Origin of the sequence: Pseudomonas sp. ICMP22404 (genome assembly GCF_006227205.1) — a bacterium.
Classification (GTDB): Bacteria; Pseudomonadota; Gammaproteobacteria; order Pseudomonadales; family Pseudomonadaceae; genus Aquipseudomonas.
In genome coordinates this window covers 40652-56927 of sequence record NZ_VCNG01000008.1, presented here as the reverse complement: position 1 = coordinate 56927, position 16276 = coordinate 40652, and the positions used below count along the sequence as shown (strand labels likewise).

General features: G+C 63.0%; 13 protein-coding genes. 7 read left to right on the top strand and 6 right to left on the bottom strand.

Features of this window, described 5'->3' with window-relative positions; genetic code table 11:
• Positions 1-25: 25 nt before the first annotated feature.
• Positions 26-454, top strand: a complete 429-nt coding sequence (locus FGE05_RS15365; protein WP_139646212.1) for a DUF2269 domain-containing protein — start codon at positions 26-28, stop codon at positions 452-454.
• A 94-nt stretch (positions 455-548) separates the two neighbouring features.
• Here the strand turns inward: FGE05_RS15365 and FGE05_RS15360 are convergent, their stop codons facing one another.
• Positions 549-1205, bottom strand: a complete 657-nt coding sequence (locus tag FGE05_RS15360) for an HAD family phosphatase (RefSeq protein ID WP_139646211.1) — start codon at positions 1203-1205, stop codon at positions 549-551.
• Between the two features lie 143 nt (positions 1206-1348).
• Here FGE05_RS15360 and FGE05_RS15355 point away from each other — a divergent pair, with 143 nt between their 5' ends.
• Together FGE05_RS15355 and ptsP are read left to right on the top strand one after the other, a co-directional pair.
• A complete protein-coding gene (locus tag FGE05_RS15355) occupies positions 1349-1828 on the top strand; it encodes an RNA pyrophosphohydrolase (RefSeq protein ID WP_003186867.1) in 480 nt (159 codons plus the stop codon).
• A 22-nt stretch (positions 1829-1850) separates the two neighbouring features.
• The gene (gene ptsP / locus FGE05_RS15350; protein ID WP_139646209.1) at positions 1851-4130 is read left to right on the top strand and encodes a phosphoenolpyruvate--protein phosphotransferase; all 2280 of its coding nucleotides are present in this window, start codon (positions 1851-1853) and stop codon (positions 4128-4130) included.
• 130 nt (positions 4131-4260) lie between these two features.
• Here ptsP and FGE05_RS15345 read toward each other — a convergent pair whose 3' ends face one another.
• Positions 4261-5007, bottom strand: a complete 747-nt coding sequence (locus tag FGE05_RS15345; RefSeq protein ID WP_139646207.1) for an NRDE family protein — start codon at positions 5005-5007, stop codon at positions 4261-4263.
• A gap of 307 nt (positions 5008-5314) precedes the next feature.
• Between FGE05_RS15345 and FGE05_RS15340 the strand changes: the two genes are divergently transcribed.
• From FGE05_RS15340 to FGE05_RS15330, 3 genes are all read left to right on the top strand, one after another.
• Positions 5315-6097, top strand: coding sequence for a sulfite exporter TauE/SafE family protein (locus FGE05_RS15340; protein ID WP_139646205.1), 783 nt, complete (start codon positions 5315-5317; stop codon positions 6095-6097).
• A 68-nt stretch (positions 6098-6165) separates the two neighbouring features.
• Complete coding sequence (gene lgt / locus FGE05_RS15335; protein WP_041021510.1) at positions 6166-6975, top strand: prolipoprotein diacylglyceryl transferase; 810 nt, start codon at positions 6166-6168, stop codon at positions 6973-6975.
• A 51-nt stretch (positions 6976-7026) separates the two neighbouring features.
• A complete protein-coding gene (locus FGE05_RS15330; protein ID WP_139646203.1) occupies positions 7027-7998 on the top strand; it encodes a thymidylate synthase in 972 nt (323 codons plus the stop codon).
• 131 nt (positions 7999-8129) lie between these two features.
• Here FGE05_RS15330 and cadR read toward each other — a convergent pair whose 3' ends face one another.
• On the bottom strand, positions 8130-8576 hold the full coding sequence (cadR, locus tag FGE05_RS15325) for a Cd(II)/Pb(II)-responsive transcriptional regulator (protein ID WP_041021508.1): 447 nt from the start codon (positions 8574-8576) through the stop codon (positions 8130-8132).
• Between the two features lie 86 nt (positions 8577-8662).
• Between cadR and FGE05_RS15320 the strand changes: the two genes are divergently transcribed.
• Positions 8663-10876 (top strand): heavy metal translocating P-type ATPase, encoded by a 2214-nt coding sequence (locus tag FGE05_RS15320; RefSeq protein WP_139646201.1) that lies wholly within the window; start codon positions 8663-8665, stop codon positions 10874-10876.
• Between the two features lie 107 nt (positions 10877-10983).
• Here FGE05_RS15320 and FGE05_RS15315 read toward each other — a convergent pair whose 3' ends face one another.
• Genes FGE05_RS15315 through FGE05_RS15305 form a run of 3 tightly spaced genes read right to left on the bottom strand, consistent with a single transcriptional unit; the run spans position 10984 to position 16192 of the window.
• Positions 10984-14031, bottom strand: coding sequence for an efflux RND transporter permease subunit (locus FGE05_RS15315; protein WP_139646199.1), 3048 nt, complete (start codon positions 14029-14031; stop codon positions 10984-10986).
• A complete protein-coding gene (locus tag FGE05_RS15310) occupies positions 14028-15092 on the bottom strand; it encodes an efflux RND transporter periplasmic adaptor subunit (RefSeq protein WP_139646197.1) in 1065 nt (354 codons plus the stop codon). The genes FGE05_RS15315 and FGE05_RS15310 overlap by 4 nt, the downstream gene beginning before the upstream one ends.
• Entirely contained in the window at positions 15089-16192 is a 1104-nt protein-coding gene (locus FGE05_RS15305) for an efflux RND transporter periplasmic adaptor subunit (protein WP_139646195.1), read from the bottom strand. The genes FGE05_RS15310 and FGE05_RS15305 overlap by 4 nt, the downstream gene beginning before the upstream one ends.
• Between the last annotated feature and the right edge of the window lie 84 nt (positions 16193-16276).

The window sequence follows — 16276 nt, the reverse complement described above, 5'->3', positions numbered from 1 at the left end:
GGGCACGGCTCAAGGAAATCGAACAATGGAAACGTTGACTGCGCTGAAGATCGCTCACGTCCTGGCCACGGCCCTGCTGCTGGTGGGCGCCGTGGGGCTGGCCATCTGGGTTTGGCGAACACGCCGCAACGGTGACGCCACGGCATCTGCCCGCGTATTGCAACGCCCGCGGGTGTTCGTCTGGCTGGTGATGGGGCTTTCCCTGGCGAGCCTGCCTTTCACGGGCTGGTGGATGGTTCACCAGGTCGGCTGGCCATTGGGACAGACCTGGCTGCTGGCTTCCAGCATCCTCTACACCCTGGCGGCGCTGACCGGGTTCTGGCTGTTGGTGCGACTGAACAAGCGGCGCAAGCTGCCGACGGCGGGCAACGGCACCTTTACCTTGGCCTTGGCGCTGTTCAGTTTTGTCTGCCTGATTGCCATTGCCGGGTTGATGGGGGCCAAGCCGGTTTAGGGCTCGGAACCGAGTCGGCTTCATCGCGAGCAGGCTCGCTCCCACAGGGGAAACGCATTCCAATGTGGGAGCGAGCCTGCTCGCGATGGCGATGTCAGTCGCGCAGGCTGATCACCGGCCAACCGCGTTTCTCGGCTTCAGCCCGCAGGTTCGGGTCCGGATCCACGGCGACCGGGCGCGAAACCACCTCCAGCAACGGCAAGTCGTTCATCGAATCGCTGTAGAAATAGCTGCCGTCGAGGGAATACCCGGTTTCTTCCAGCCAGCGATTCAGGCGAGCCACCTTGCCTTCGCGGAAGCAGGGAATGTCGGTGCTGCGCCCACTGTAGCGCCCATCGATCACCTCGCACTCGGTGGCGATCAGGGTTTCGACCCCCAGGCGCTCGGCAATCGGGGCGGTGACGAAGCGGTTGGTGGCGGTAATGATCACCAGTTTGTCGCCGGCGTCACGGTGCTTTTTCAACAGTTCGATGGCCTGGGGCAACACAATGGGCTCGATGCAATCGCGCATGTAGTCCAGATGCCATTGGGCCAGCACTTCCATTTCGGTACGACCGAGGATTTCCAGGCAAAAGTTCAGGTATTCGGCATTGTCGAGCTTGCCGGCCAGGTAATCCTGGTAGAACTCGTCGTTGCGCGCCTTGTACGTGACGGCGTCCAGGAAGCCACGCTCACACAGGTAATCGCCCCAGGCGTGATCGCTGTCGCCACCCAACAGTGTGTTGTCCAGGTCGAATAAGGCCAGCCGCATTGCAGTTACTCGCTGAAATTTCTGAAGAAAGGTGCTCAGAATACGGACTTTTCACAAGAGTGCACATAACCTGGGCGGGCTCGTTGCTGCTTTCACAACCTTTGTGGAACAATGCGGCGACATGCGCTTGCGAGGTTGTTGCCGTGATCGATCCCGATGGTTTCCGACCCAATGTGGGGATCATTCTTACGAATGATGCCGGTCAGGTGCTATGGGCTCGCCGTATCAATCAAGACGCCTGGCAGTTTCCTCAAGGCGGGATCAACCCCCAGGAGACGCCGGAAGAGGCTTTGTACCGCGAGTTGAACGAAGAAGTGGGGCTGGAGCGCGAAGATGTTGAAATACTCGCCTGCACCCGAGGCTGGTTGCGCTATCGTTTGCCGCAACGCCTGGTCAGGACGCACAGCCAGCCGCTGTGCATCGGCCAGAAGCAGAAATGGTTTCTCCTGCGCCTGATCTCCAACGAGCAGCGGGTGCGGATGGATTTGACCGGTAAACCGGAGTTCGATGGCTGGCGCTGGGTCAGCTATTGGTATCCGCTGGGCCAGGTGGTGACATTCAAGCGCGAGGTGTATCGACGCGCTCTCAAAGAGCTTGCCCCGCGCCTGCTGACGCGCGACTGACGACGGAGTTCGACCCCGAGCCATGCTCAATACGCTGCGCAAGATCGTCCAGGAAGTTAACGCCGCCAAGGATCTCAAGGCGGCGTTGGGGATTATTGTGTTGCGCGTCAAAGAGGCCATGGGCAGCCAGGTCTGCTCGGTCTACCTGCTGGACCCCGAGACCAACCGTTTCGTGCTGATGGCCACCGAGGGCTTGAACAAGCGCTCGATCGGCAAGGTCAGCATGGCACCCAATGAAGGTCTGGTCGGCCTGGTCGGCACGCGCGAAGAGCCCCTGAACCTCGAAAACGCCGCGGACCACCCGCGCTACCGCTACTTCGCCGAAACCGGCGAGGAGCGCTATGCCTCGTTCCTCGGCGCACCGATCATCCACCACCGCCGCGTCGTCGGCGTGTTGGTCATACAGCAAAAGGAGCGTCGCCAGTTCGACGAGGGTGAAGAAGCCTTCCTCGTGACCATGAGCGCGCAACTGGCCGGGGTGATCGCCCACGCCGAGGCCACCGGCTCGATCAGCGGCCTGGGCCGCCAGGGCAAGGGCATCCAGGAAGCCAAGTTCGTCGGCGTGCCGGGTTCTCCGGGCGCGGCCGTGGGCACGGCGGTGGTCATGTTGCCGCCCGCCGACCTGGATGTGGTGCCGGACAAGGCCATCAGCGACATCGATGCCGAGCTGAAGCTGTTCAAGACCGCCATCGAAGGGGTGCGCGCCGACATGCGGGCCCTGTCGGCCAAACTGGCGACGCAGCTGCGCCCCGAAGAACGCGCGCTGTTCGACGTCTACCTGATGATGCTCGACGACGCCTCCCTGGGCAGCGAAGTGACCACGGTCATCAAAACTGGCCAATGGGCCCAGGGCGCGTTGCGCCAGGTGGTGACCGACCACGTCAACCGTTTCGAACTGATGGATGACGCTTACCTGCGCGAGCGTGCCTCGGACGTCAAGGACCTTGGCCGTCGCCTGCTGGCCTACTTGCAGCAGGAGCGCCAGCAGACCCTGGTCTACCCCGACAACACCATCCTGGTCAGCGAGGAGCTGACCCCGGCCATGCTCGGCGAGGTGCCCGAGGGCAAGCTGGCGGGGCTGGTCTCGGTACTGGGTTCGGGCAACTCCCACGTCGCGATCCTCGCCCGGGCCATGGGCATTCCCACGGTGATGGGCCTGGTGGACCTGCCGTACTCCAAGGTCGACGGCATCCAGATGATCGTCGACGGCTACCATGGCGAGGTCTATACCAACCCCAGCGACGTGTTGCGCAAGCAGTTCGCCGATGTGGTGGAGGAAGAGAAACAACTGTCCCTGGGCCTGGATGCGCTGAGGGATCTGCCCTGCGTGACGCCCGACGGCCATCGCATGCCGCTGTGGGTCAACACCGGCCTGCTGGCCGACGTGGCCCGGGCGCAGAAGCGCGGCGCCGAGGGTGTGGGCCTGTACCGCACCGAAGTGCCGTTCATGATCAACCAGCGCTTCCCCAGCGAAAAGGAACAACTGGCGATCTACCGCGAGCAACTGGCCGCGTTCCATCCGCAACCGGTGACCATGCGCAGCCTGGACATCGGCGGCGACAAGGCCTTGTCCTATTTCCCGATCAAGGAAGAAAACCCCTTCCTCGGCTGGCGCGGGATTCGCGTGACGCTCGACCATCCGGAAATCTTCCTGGTCCAGGCCCGAGCCATGCTCAAGGCCAGCGAAGGGCTGAACAACCTGCGCATCCTGTTGCCGATGATCTCCGGCACCCATGAGCTGGAAGAAGCCCTGCACCTGATCCACCGGGCCTGGGGCGAAGTGCGCGACGAAGGCACCGACGTGCCGATGCCGCCGGTTGGCGTCATGATCGAGATCCCGGCAGCGGTGTACCAGACCAAGGAACTGGCGCGGCAGGTGGACTTCCTCTCGGTCGGCTCCAACGACCTGACGCAGTACCTGCTGGCCGTGGACCGCAACAACCCACGGGTGGCCGACCTGTACGACTACCTGCACCCTGCCGTGCTGCAAGCCTTGCAGACCGTGGTGCGCGACGCCCATGCCGAAGGCAAGCCGGTGAGTATCTGCGGTGAAATGGCCGGCGATCCGGCAGCGGCGGTCCTGTTGATGGCGATGGGCTTCGACAGCTTGTCGATGAACGCCACCAACCTGCCGAAAGTGAAATGGATGCTGCGCCAGATCAACCTCAGCAAGGCCCAGGAACTGCTGGCGGAGGTGATGACCATCGATAATCCGCAGGTCATCCATAGCTCGTTGCAACTGGCGCTGAAGAACCTTGGGCTGGCGCGGATGATCAATCCGGCTTCGAACAAGACACTCTAACCGTTGGCCCCCCATCGCGAGCAGGCTCGCTCCCACAGTGGTTCTCGGTCGGACACAAACTCGGTGTTCGCTGGAGACTCAGTGTGGGAGCGAGCCTGCTCGCGATGAGGCCAGCGCAGTCACCACAACACTAAACCCTGACCTCGACCTCCCCCAAGTGCCCCCCATGGGGCCCGAAGCTGCGCTCGACCATGTGTTGCGTCCCATCGGCCTGGACAATCAACGCCGTACTGGCCCGCGTCCCATACGCCGGGCTGGCGATGAACACACTCGACAGCAGCATCTCGGTCGCCAACCCCACGCCGGTATCCGGCAGTTCCGCCACGGGTGCCGGTTGCGGGTCGTTCAGTAGCGCCAGCAAATCCTGGGGCTGCGGATCGGCAAGCACCTCGACCAGTGCCGTCCGGGCCTTGAGCAGCTTGGGCCAAGGCGTGTTCAAGCCGGCGTTCGACAACCCGTAGACACCTTCGGCCAGTCGCTGCGGCCGGACATCGCGGGCGTTGTAGTGCCACAGTTCGCTGCCGTCACCGAGCAACAGGTTGAACCCGCCATACTCGCCGGCACGAGGCACGATTTCACTCAAGTAGTCGGTGATCGGCAGAGTTCCGGTCAGAAACCGGGCCACCAGTTCGCCCCGAGACTTGAACGCCGGCAATTGGCCTGGGTCACGGATATTCGTCAGGGCCGCAAAGCGACCGTCGGCGCCGATACCGAGCCAGGTGCCGCCGGCTTCCAGGTCGCGACCGGCGTAGACATGGGAAGCATCGGGCCACTGGGCCAGGGGCAGGGTCGGGCGTGCGTAGAACTCGTCACGATTGGCCGCCACGATCAGCGGTTGGGCGTGACCAGGTCGCCAGGCAAATACGATCAGGCACATCAGGTAGTCCCCCACTCAACAATGCCGAACACAATCCCTGTGGCGAGGGGATTTATCCCCGCTGGGCTGCACAGCAGCCCCAAAGCAATTTATCTGGCACACCGGGGTGTCCGATTTTAGGGCCGCTTCGCGCCCCAGCGGGCATAAATCCCCTCGCCACAGATAAATCCCTCGCCACAGGGTTTGTGTCGGATCAACTTCCACTCTAACCGACACATCGCCCGCGCATCCATCGCCTTCAGTAGAGCCCAAGGGCATGGATCCGTTACCATGCCGCTCTTGTTTCGGGGATGGGTGGGGGACGCTGGTGGAATTCGTGATCTATCTGCTGCTCGGTGCCTGCGCCGGGGTGCTGGCCGGGTTGTTCGGCGTGGGTGGCGGGATGATCATCGTCCCGGTGCTGGTGTTCAGCTTCACCTTGCAGGGTTTCGACCCGCAGGTATTGACCCACCTGGCCGTCGGTACGTCCCTGGCCTCGATCATCTTCACCTCGGTCAATGCCGTGCGCGAACACCAGCGCAAAGGCGCGGTACGCTGGCCGATCTTCGCCTGGATGACCGTCGGGATCCTGATCGGGGCCGGTTTCGGTGCTGTCACCGCCGAAGCGATTTCCGGCCCGCACCTGCAAAAGATCATCGGCGTGTTCGCCATGATCGTCGCCGCGCAACTGGCCCTGGATTTCAAACCCAAGGCCAGCCGCACGGTACCTGGCAAGGCCGGATTGACCCTGGCCGGCACGGCCGTCGGCTGGGCCTCGGCGATTTTCGGCATCGGTGGCGGCTCGCTGACCGTGCCGTTCCTGACCTGGCGCAGCGTGCCCATGCAGCAGGCGGTGGCCACCTCCTCGGCCTGCGGCTTGCCGATCGCCCTGGTCAGTGCGTTAAGTTTCATGATTCTGGGCTGGCACGATCCACTGTTGCCGGCCCATAGTCTCGGTTTTGTGTATTTGCCGGCGCTGCTGGGCATTGCCCTGACGAGCATGGTCTTCGCCCGCTTCGGCGCGCGACTGGCCCATCGCCTGTCGCCGCGCTTGCTCAAGCGGCTGTTCGCGGCTTTGCTGTTCTGCGTGGGCCTGAGTTTCCTGCTCTGACGCAATCCTGGCTTAATCCCGGGGTGACAGGGTCACCCGCATATTTTTGACGTTTACGAGGAATATCAATGCTGCCTTACCCGCAGATCGATCCGGTGGCCCTGGCCATCGGCCCGCTGAAAATCCACTGGTACGGCCTGATGTACCTGGTCGGCATCGGCGGTGCCTGGCTGCTGGCGTCGCGACGGCTCAACCGTTTCGACCCGACCTGGAACAAGGAAAAGCTCTCCGACCTGGTGTTCTGGCTCTCCATGGGAGTGATCGTCGGCGGACGCCTGGGCTATGTGCTGTTCTATGATCTGAGCGCCTACCTGGCGAACCCAACGCTGATCTTCGAGGTCTGGAAGGGCGGCATGTCGTTCCACGGTGGCTTCATCGGTGTGATGCTGGCGGCGGTGTGGTTCGGCAAGCGCAACAACAAGTCGTTCTTCGAACTGATGGACTTCGTCGCGCCAATGGTGCCGATCGGCCTGGGCGCCGGACGCATCGGCAACTTCATCAACGCCGAATTGTGGGGCAAGCCGACCGACGTGCCGTGGGCAATGATCTTCCCGCCGTTCAGCGACCCCGCGCAGTTGCCGCGCCATCCGTCGCAGCTGTACCAGTTCGCCCTTGAAGGCGTAGCCCTGTTCCTGATTCTCTGGCTGTTCTCGCGCAAGCCACGGCCGACCATGGCGGTGTCAGGCATGTTCGCGCTGTTCTACGGGATCTTCCGCTTCATCGTCGAGTTCGTCCGCGTACCGGACGCCCAGCTTGGCTATCTGGCGTGGAACTGGCTGACCATGGGCCAGGTACTGTGCCTGCCGATGATCGTCGGTGGCCTGGTACTGATCTGGCTGGCTTATCATCGTGCGCCGGCTGCGGCGGCCAAGGCTTAAAAAATTCGGACCCCGAGGCGCTGGCCTCGGGTTCAAGGACACAGGTAATCCATGAAGCAATATCTCGATCTGGTGGCCCATGTCATCAAGAACGGCACCAAGCAGGCCAACCGCACGGGCGTGAACACCATCAGCTTTCCTGGTGCGATGCTGCGCTATGACTTGAAGGACGGTTTCCCCGCCATCACCACCCGCAAGATGGCATTCAAATCGGCTATCGGCGAGATGTGCGGTTTTCTCCGTGGAGTCAACAACGCTGCCGAATTCCGTGCCCTGGGCTGCAAGGTCTGGGACCAGAACGCCAACGAAAACGCCCAGTGGCTGGCCAACCCGTTCCGCCAGGGCGAAGACGACCTGGGCGAGATCTACGGCGTGCAGTGGCGCAAATGGCCGGCCTACAAGCAGATCCCCGTGAGCAATCCGGCGGCCATCGAGCAGACCCTGGCCCAGGGTTACCGGCAGATTGCCGAAGGCGAGGAAAACGGCCAGGCCTACGTGGTGCTGTACAAGGCTATCGACCAGGTTCGCCAGTGTGTCGACACCATCATCAAGGACCCGGGCAGCCGCCGCATCCTGTTCCACGGCTGGAACTGCGCCCAGCTCGATGAAATGGCCCTGCCGCCGTGCCATCTGCTGTATCAGTTCCACCCGAATGTCGAGACGAAGGAAATTTCCCTGACCCTCTACATCCGCTCCAACGACCTGGGGCTGGGCACGCCGTTCAACCTCACCGAAGGCGCCGCCCTGCTGAGCCTGATCGGCCGCCTGACCGGCTACACGCCGCGCTGGTTCACCTATTTCATCGGTGACGCCCACGTCTACGAAAACCACTTGGACATGCTCAAGGAACAACTCACCCGCGAGCCGTTCCCGATGCCAAGGCTGGTGATTTCCGAGCGGGTACCGGAGTTCGCCAAGACGGGCGTGTACCAGCCCGAGTGGCTGGAACAGGTGGAGCCGAGCGACTTCTCCCTTGAAGGCTACCAGCACCATGCGCCGATGACCGCGCCGATGGCGGTCTAAAGCACACCACTATCCCTGTGGGAGCGAGCCTGCTCGCGATTGCGGTATATCAGACACAGAAGTGTTGGCTGACCCACCGCAATCGCGAGCAGGCTCGCTCCCACAGGGTTCGCCATTTCGGGGCTAGGCACTCAATGCCCGTGACTGCGCCCCACATGTGAATGTTCCACCTCCGGCGCCACCGCTCCGCTCACTTCCAGGCGCTGCAAGATCCCGCATTGGTCCGGATCCGGCCCTTCGCCGCAACGACGGCGCAGGTCGATCAGTTGTGCCTGCAAGGCCAGCAGGCCATCGATGCGAGCCTTGACGTGAAGAATATGTTCGTCGACCAGCGCGTTGACGCTCTCGCACTGGTCTTGGGGACTGTCGCGCAGGGCCAGCAAGCTGCGGATTTCTTCCAGGGTCATGTCCAAGGTGCGGCAGTTGCGGATAAACGTCAGCCGCTCGGCGTGGGCCTGGGTGTAGACGCGGTAATTGCCGTCGCTGCGGGCCGGCTCCGGCAGCAGACCTTCGCGCTCGTAATAACGGATGGTTTCGACTTGGCAGTCAGTGATTTTCGCCAGCTCGCCGATTTTCATGGCATTGCCTCCTGAACAGGTGCTTGACCCTATAGTGGCTACAGGGTCTTTACTGTGCAACAAGCACTTTTCATGGACGTCACCCAATGAGCGATTCCCTTCACATCCACAAGCCCGTTCACGGCCATGACCACGGGCATTCCTGCTGCGCTTCGAAAGCAGCGCCGTCCGTGGTCAACCTCGGTAAAGCGCCGACGGACGGTGCCCGGCTGAGCAGTTTTCGCATTGAAGCGATGGACTGCCCCACCGAACAGACACTGATCCAGAACAAGCTCGGCAAACTCGAAGGCGTGCAGCAGCTGGAATTCAACCTGATCAATCGCGTATTGGGTGTGACACATGACCTGCCCGACGATGGGCCGATCATCAGTGCAATCCAGTCCCTCGGCATGCAGGCCGAACCGCTGAAACCGGGCCAGGAGCAACAGACCAGCAATTTGCCGGCCCCGACCAAACCCTGGTGGCCACTGGCGCTGTCCGGCGTCACGGCCCTGGGAGCCGAGCTGATCCACTTCACCAATGCCGCGCCAGGTTGGGTGGTCGCCGTGGTAGCACTGGTGTCGATCCTCAGTGGCGGCCTGGGCACCTACAAGAAGGGCTGGATCGCCCTGAAGAACCTCAACCTGAACATCAATGCATTGATGAGCATCGCCGTGACCGGCGCAGTGCTGATCGGCCAATGGCCGGAAGCGGCGATGGTGATGTTCCTGTTCACCGTGGCGGAGCTGATCGAAGCCAAGTCCCTCGACCGGGCGCGCAATGCCATCAGCGGCTTGATGCAGATGGCCCCGGAACAGGCCACGGTACAACAGGCCGATGGCACGTGGCAGGTGCAAGAGGTCAAGGCCATCGTCCTCGGCGCCCGGGTACGGATTCGCCCCGGCGAGCGCGTCGGGCTGGACGGTGAAGTGGTGGCCGGTCGTTCGACCATCGACCAGGCGCCGATCACCGGTGAAAGCCTGCCGGTGGAAAAAACCGTGGGCGATAAAGTGTTCGCCGGCACCATCAACCAGGCCGGCGAGCTGGAATACCGCGTGACCGCGGCGGCCGACCACTCCACCCTGGCACGGATCATCCACGCCGTGGAGCAGGCCCAGGGCTCCCGCGCGCCGACCCAACGCTTCGTCGATCGATTCTCGAAAATCTATACCCCGGCAGTGTTTGCCCTGGCGCTGGCGGTAACCGTCATCCCGCCACTGTTGATGGGTGCGGCGTGGTTCGACTGGATCTATCGGGCCCTGGTGCTGTTGGTGGTGGCCTGCCCCTGTGCGCTGGTGATCTCCACCCCGGTGACCATCGTCAGCGGTCTTGCCGCGGCCGCGCGCAAAGGCATCCTGGTCAAGGGCGGCGTGTACCTGGAGGGCGGCTACAAGCTCGACTACCTGGCCCTGGACAAGACCGGCACGATCACCCACGGCAAACCGATACAGACCGACTACATGGCGCTGGGCCCGACCGTGGAAACCACCGCCCCGGCCCTGGCCGCCAGCCTCGCCGCCCGTTCCGACCACCCGGTGTCCCGAGCCATCGCCGCTGTGGATAAGCAATCGACGCCGCAGCCTGTGGATAACTTCGAAGCCCTCCCGGGTCGTGGGGTTCGCGGCGATATCAATGGCCAGACCTACCACTTGGGTAATCATCGCCTGGTGGAAGACCTGGGTCTGTGTTCCCCGGAACTGGAGGAGAAACTCTTCGCCCTGGAAAAACAAGGCAAGTCCGTGGTGCTGCTGCTCGACGGCTCGGGCCCCCTGGCGCTGTTCGCCGTGGCCGACACCGTGAAGGACTCCAGCCGTGAAGCCATCCGGCAGTTGCATGAACTGGGCATCAAGACCCTGATGCTCACCGGCGACAACGCCCACACCGCCGAAGCGATTGCCGGCCAGGTCGGCATGGATCAGGCGCGAGGCGACCTGCTGCCGGGGGACAAGCTGCAGGCCATCGAAAACCTGTACGCCCAGGGTCACCGGGTCGGCATGGTGGGCGACGGCATCAACGACGCCCCCGCCCTGGCCCGAGCGGAAATCGGCTTCGCCATGGCGGCGGCCGGCACCGATACGGCCATCGAGACCGCCGATGTCGCCTTGATGGACGATGACCTGCGCAAGATCCCGGCCTTCATCCGCCTCTCGCGGCAAACCTCAAGCATCCTGAAACAGAACATCGCCCTGGCGCTGGTGATCAAGGCGATCTTCCTCGGCGTCACCTTTGCCGGGTTCGCCACCATGTGGATGGCGGTGTTTGCCGACATGGGGGTGAGTTTGCTGGTGGTGTTCAATGGGTTGCGGTTGTTGCGCAAATGAAAAATTCCGGGTGATCGGACAGGCCCCATCGCGAGCAGGCTCGCTCCCACAGTGGATCACAAGTCACTGTGGGAGCGAGCCTGCTCGCGATGGGCTGCACAGCAGCCCTATGACTTGCGCGGCTCGCGAATCTTGTACCAAGCCACATACAACGCCGGCAGGAACAGCAAAGTCAGCAGCGTGGCGATGATGATCCCGCCGATCATCGCGTAGGCCATCGGCCCCCAGAACACTTCCCGAGCAATCGGGATCATCCCCAGGCTCGCCGCAGCTGCCGTGAGCAGGATCGGTCGCCGCCGGTGTTGGGTGGCTTCCACCACCGCATCCCAGGGCTCATATCCGTCACGCTCGTACTCATCGATCTGGGTAACCAGAATCACCGAGTTGCGGATAATGATGCCAATCAGCGCAAGGATTCCCAGGATCGCCACAAAGCCCATGGGCGTGCCGGTCGGGACCAGCGCCAGAACCACGCCAATCAATCCGAGGGGCGCGACGCTGGCCACCAGGAACAGTTTCTGCACGCTGTGCAGCTGGATCATCAGGAACGTCGCCATCAGGAACAGCATCAGCGGCACGACACTGGCAATCGGCCCCTGGGCCTTGCCGCTCTCCTCCACCGTCCCCCCGGTGGCGACCTTGTAGCCCACGGGCAAGCCGGCGGCGAACTTGTCGATGTCCGGCTGCAACTGTTTCACCAGGTCGGTGGGCTGGATTGCATCGCGCACCGCAGCCTTGATGGTGATCGTGGGCTTGCGGTCGCGACGCCACACCAGTGGCTGCTCCAGTTCATAGCGCACCGTGGCGAACGCCAGCAACGGAATCGACGTGCCGCCCGGCGTGACGATCTGCAGGTTCTGCAAGGTTTCCGGCGAACCTCGTTCACTGTCTACGGCACGCCCGACTACGTTGATCAGGTAGATGTCATCGTCGACCTGGGTGACCGGCGATCCGCTGACGATGCTGTTCATCAGTCGCGCTATATCGTCCGAAGACAAGCCCAGTTGCCGCGCCTTGTCCTGGGCGATGTCGATGCGCAGGACCTTGCCCGGCTCGTTCCAGTCGTAAATGATTTCGCCAATGTGCTCGTTCTTGTCCAGCTCGGTGGCCAGTTCGATGGCATGCTTGCGCACCTGGTCGATGTCCTTGCCGCTGACCCGGTACTGGATCGGTCGTCCTACCGGCGGCCCCATTTCCAGGGCCTGCACGTAGCTGCCAATGCCGACGAAGTCCTCGCGCAGGCGTTTTTGCAGGCGCTCGGTGAGAGCCGTGCGCGACTCCAGTCCCTTGCTGACGATCACCAGTTGCGCGTAGTAGGGGTTCTGCAGTTGCTGGTCCAGCGGCAGGTAGAAACGAATCGCACCTTCGCCGATGTAGGTGCTCCAACGCTCGATGTCCGGATCGCCCTTGAGGGTCGCCTCCAGACGGTCGACGGCCTTGCGCGTCTCGTCCATCGAAGCGTTCTGTGGCAGGTTGAGGTCCACCAGGATCTCCGGCCGGTCCGAAGACGGGAAAAACTGGTTCTGCACGAAGCGCATGCAGAACACCGCCAGCACGAACAGCAGCACGGTGATGCCGATGGCCCACCAGCGATTGCGCATCGCCCACAGCAGGCCGCCATTGAACGCCCGGCCGATGCGCCCCGGCTCGGCATCGTGGGGTTTCACGTTGGTGCTGAGGATGTGCACGCCGATCACCGGGGCGAACAGCACCGCGACGATCCAGGACACCAGCATCGCCACGGCGATCACCGCGAACAGGGTAAAGGTGTACTCGCCGGCGGAACTGGCGTTCAGGCCGATAGGCACGAAACCGGCAACGGTGACGAGGGTGCCGGTGAGCATCGGGAACGCGGTCGAGGTGTAGGCGAAGGTCGCGGCCTGCTCCTTGGTTTCACCTTTTTCCAGGCGCGTAACCATCATTTCCACGGTGATCATCGCGTCATCCACCAGCAGGCCGAGGGCGATGATCAAGGCGCCGAGGGAGATCCGCTGCATGGTGATGCCGCTGTATTCCATGAACACAAAAACCATCGCCAGCACCAGGGGAATCGAGCAGGCCACCACCAGCCCGGCGCGTATGCCCAGACTGATGAAGCTGACCACCAGCACGATCACCACCGCCTCGAACAAGGCGCTGGTAAAGCCGCCGACCGCCTCCTGCACCACTTCGGCCTGGTCCGACACCGTATGCACGCCGATGCCCACCGGCAGGTCGGCGGTCAGTTCGGTCATGCGGGCATGCAGCGCCTTGCCGAATTCCTGGATGTTGCCGCCCTTTTTCATGGCGATGGCCAGGCCGATGGCCGGCGTACCGTTGAAACGGAACAGCGGCGTAGCCGGATCGACGTAGCCACGGCTGATCTCGGCAATGTCGGCCAGTCGATAGAACCGGTCATTGAGTCGCAGGTTGACGTTGGCCAGATCCTTCTCCGACTGGAACTGCCCGGATGTGCGCACGGAAATCCGCTCCGGGCCGGCATCGATCACCCCGGCAGGCGTCACCGCGTTCTGGGATTGCAGACTCTGCACCACCTGGCGCTGGTCGATGCCCAATGCAGCGAGTTTGCGCGTGGAGAAATTCAGGTACAGCACTTCATTCTGCTCGCCGAGCATTTCCACCTTGCCCAGGCCGGGCACGTCGCGGATCTCGGCCCGTACCTGTTCCACGTAGTCACGCAACTGGCGCATCGACAGGCCGTCGCCGGTAAAGGCATACACCGAACCGTACACGTCGCCGAACTCGTCGTTGAAACCCGGCCCCTGCAAGCCCTCGGGGAAGTCGCCACGAATATCGTTGATCTTCTTGCGCACCTGGTACCAGATCTCGGGGATGTCCTTGGCGCTGGTGGTGTCGCGCAGATACACGAATACCGTCGACTCGCCCGGCCGGGTGTAGCTTTTGACGTAGTCGAGGGAATCGAGCTCTTCGAGTTTTTTCTCGATACGGTCGGTGACCTGCTTGAGGGTCTCCTCCTGGGTCGCGCCCGGCCACCGGGTCTGGATGATCATGGTCTTGATGGTGAACGACGGGTCTTCTTCGCGACCCAGGTTCACGTAGGAAAATACCCCCATCAGCAACGCAACGAACATCAGGTACCAGACAAACGACTGATGCCGCAGAGCCCATTCGGACAGGTTGAAAGGCCCTTTCATCGCGCGTCCTCGTCGAGTTTCACTTTCTGCCCTGGCTGGAGGCTGTTGACGCCGGCGCTGACCACGCGATCGCCGGACTTGATACCGTTGGCCACCAGCACCGAGTCGGCCGAACGTTCGAGTATTTTCACTTCACGAGGGGAGACGGTCTGGGTCTGCGGGTCGACGAGCCAGATCCGCGCCTTGCCATCGACCTCCTGCAACGCACTGAGCGGCAACTCGATGCGAGGATCGATGGCCGAGCTCAGCGTCACGCTGATGGCCGTGCCCAGGCGCAGGCCGGACGGGGTGTCGGTCAAGGTCAGGCGCGCGCGGCGGGTGCGCGTGGCACTCTGGGCCTGGGGCTCGATCTCGCGCACGGTGGCGGTGGTGCGGATGCTCGGGTCCAGTTGCGCTGCGACTTCGAACACCACGCCCTCGGGCAGACGTTCGACCAGCCCGGCCGGCAGGTCGATCACCGCCTCCTTGATGTCCGGGCGGGCCAGGGTCACCACTTGTTGGCCGGCGGTAACCACCTGCCCGGCCTCTGCTGTCCAAGCCGTGACAACGGCGTCATGGTCGGTGCGCAGCTCGCTGTAGTTGAGCTGGTCACGGGCCTGCTCCACCGCCGCCCGGGCCTGTTCGAGGGAAGCGCCGGTGGTTTTCAGGTCGGTCTGGGCGACGTCCAGTTGCGCCTGGGCACCGACACCCCGATCGAATAACTGTTGCTGGCGACGGGCATTGGCCTGGGCATTGATGTACTGCGCCTCGATCCGCGCAAGGTCGCCCTCGGCGGCACGCAACCGGTTCTGTTGATCGGTGGGATCAAGGGTCGCCAGCAGGTCGCCTTTTTTCACTTCGGCGCCGACATCGACATTACGGCGGGCAATTCGCCCCGGTACCCGGAAACCCACATTGCTCTCGTAACGCGCCTGGATATTCCCGGCGAAGCGTCCGAGGGCCTGCTGGTCAAGCGCGCGGACCTCAATGGACAACACCGGACGTACCGGCTCGGGCGGCGCGTCTTCCTTCGAGCAGGCAGCCAGGACCAGGCTCGCCAGGACCATCCACAAGCGCTTCATGGCTGAGCTCCTGCCGGCGGTTTGTCACGGGTGTTTTCAGCGATCTCGACGCGCACGCCAGGATGCAGCAATTGCCCACCGGCCGTAACGACAGTCTCGCCGCCCTTGAGCCCGTCGCTGATGATGACTTTCCCAGTCAGGTACCGGCCTACGGTGACGGTACGCAATTGCGCGCGGCCTTCGCCATCTACCAGCCACACGGCGGGCTCGCTGAGGTCCTTGGTCAGTGCCGACCAGGGCAACTCCACAGCGGTCTTGCCTGCGGACTTGGCGGTGGCGCTGACCACCGAACCCAGGCGCATGCCTTCGGGCAAATCGTCGAGGGTCACCTTGACCTGTACGGTGCCGGTCTCGGCGGACACCGCCGGAGTGATCTCGCGCACCTTGCCGGTGGTCTGGATGGTCGGGTTATCCAGCAGGCTGATGACAATGGCCGGATCCGAGGGTGGTTCGCTCAGCAGCGATTCGTAGATATTGAACACCGCGTCGCGCTCGCCGTCCCGGGCCAGGCTGAAGATCGGCTCCGTGGCCTGCACCACTTGGCCGACCTCGGCCTGGCGCGCCGTGATGATGCCTGGCGCCTCGGCGATCAGCGCGGTGTAGCTCAGTTGTTCCCGCGCGTTGGCCAACTGGGCCTGGGCGGCCGCCAGTGCGCTCTGGCTGCTGCGCAATTGCGCCTGGGCCGCGTCGTATTCGCTCTGGCTGGTGTAGCCCTTGGGCAAGAGTTTCTGCTGACGCAGGAAGGCAGCCGCGCTTTGCTTGACCCGCGCCTGTTCGGCGGCCACCTGGGCCTCGGCGGAATCAGCGTTGGTCTGCAAGTCCCGAGGGTCGAGCCGGGCCAGCACTTGCCGGGCCGAGACACGGTCACCGACATCGACCTTGCGCTCGATGATCTTGCCACCCACACGAAACGACAGATCGGTCTGCACCCGAGCCTGAACATCCCCGGTCAAGGTCACCGAGGCTGCGTACTCGGTAGGCACGGCTTGCTGTACGAAAACCCGCGGCAGGGCTTTTTCACCGACTTTTTCGTCACCGCATCCCGCCAACAACGCACACAAACCCAAGCAAACAACCAGTTTGTTTCGGGGACCAGCCATGCAGACTCCTTGCATTGCACGAATGTGCCAGTGACGATACGACTGTGAGCTTAGAACAGGGTTCCACGGATGCACAGACGCTAA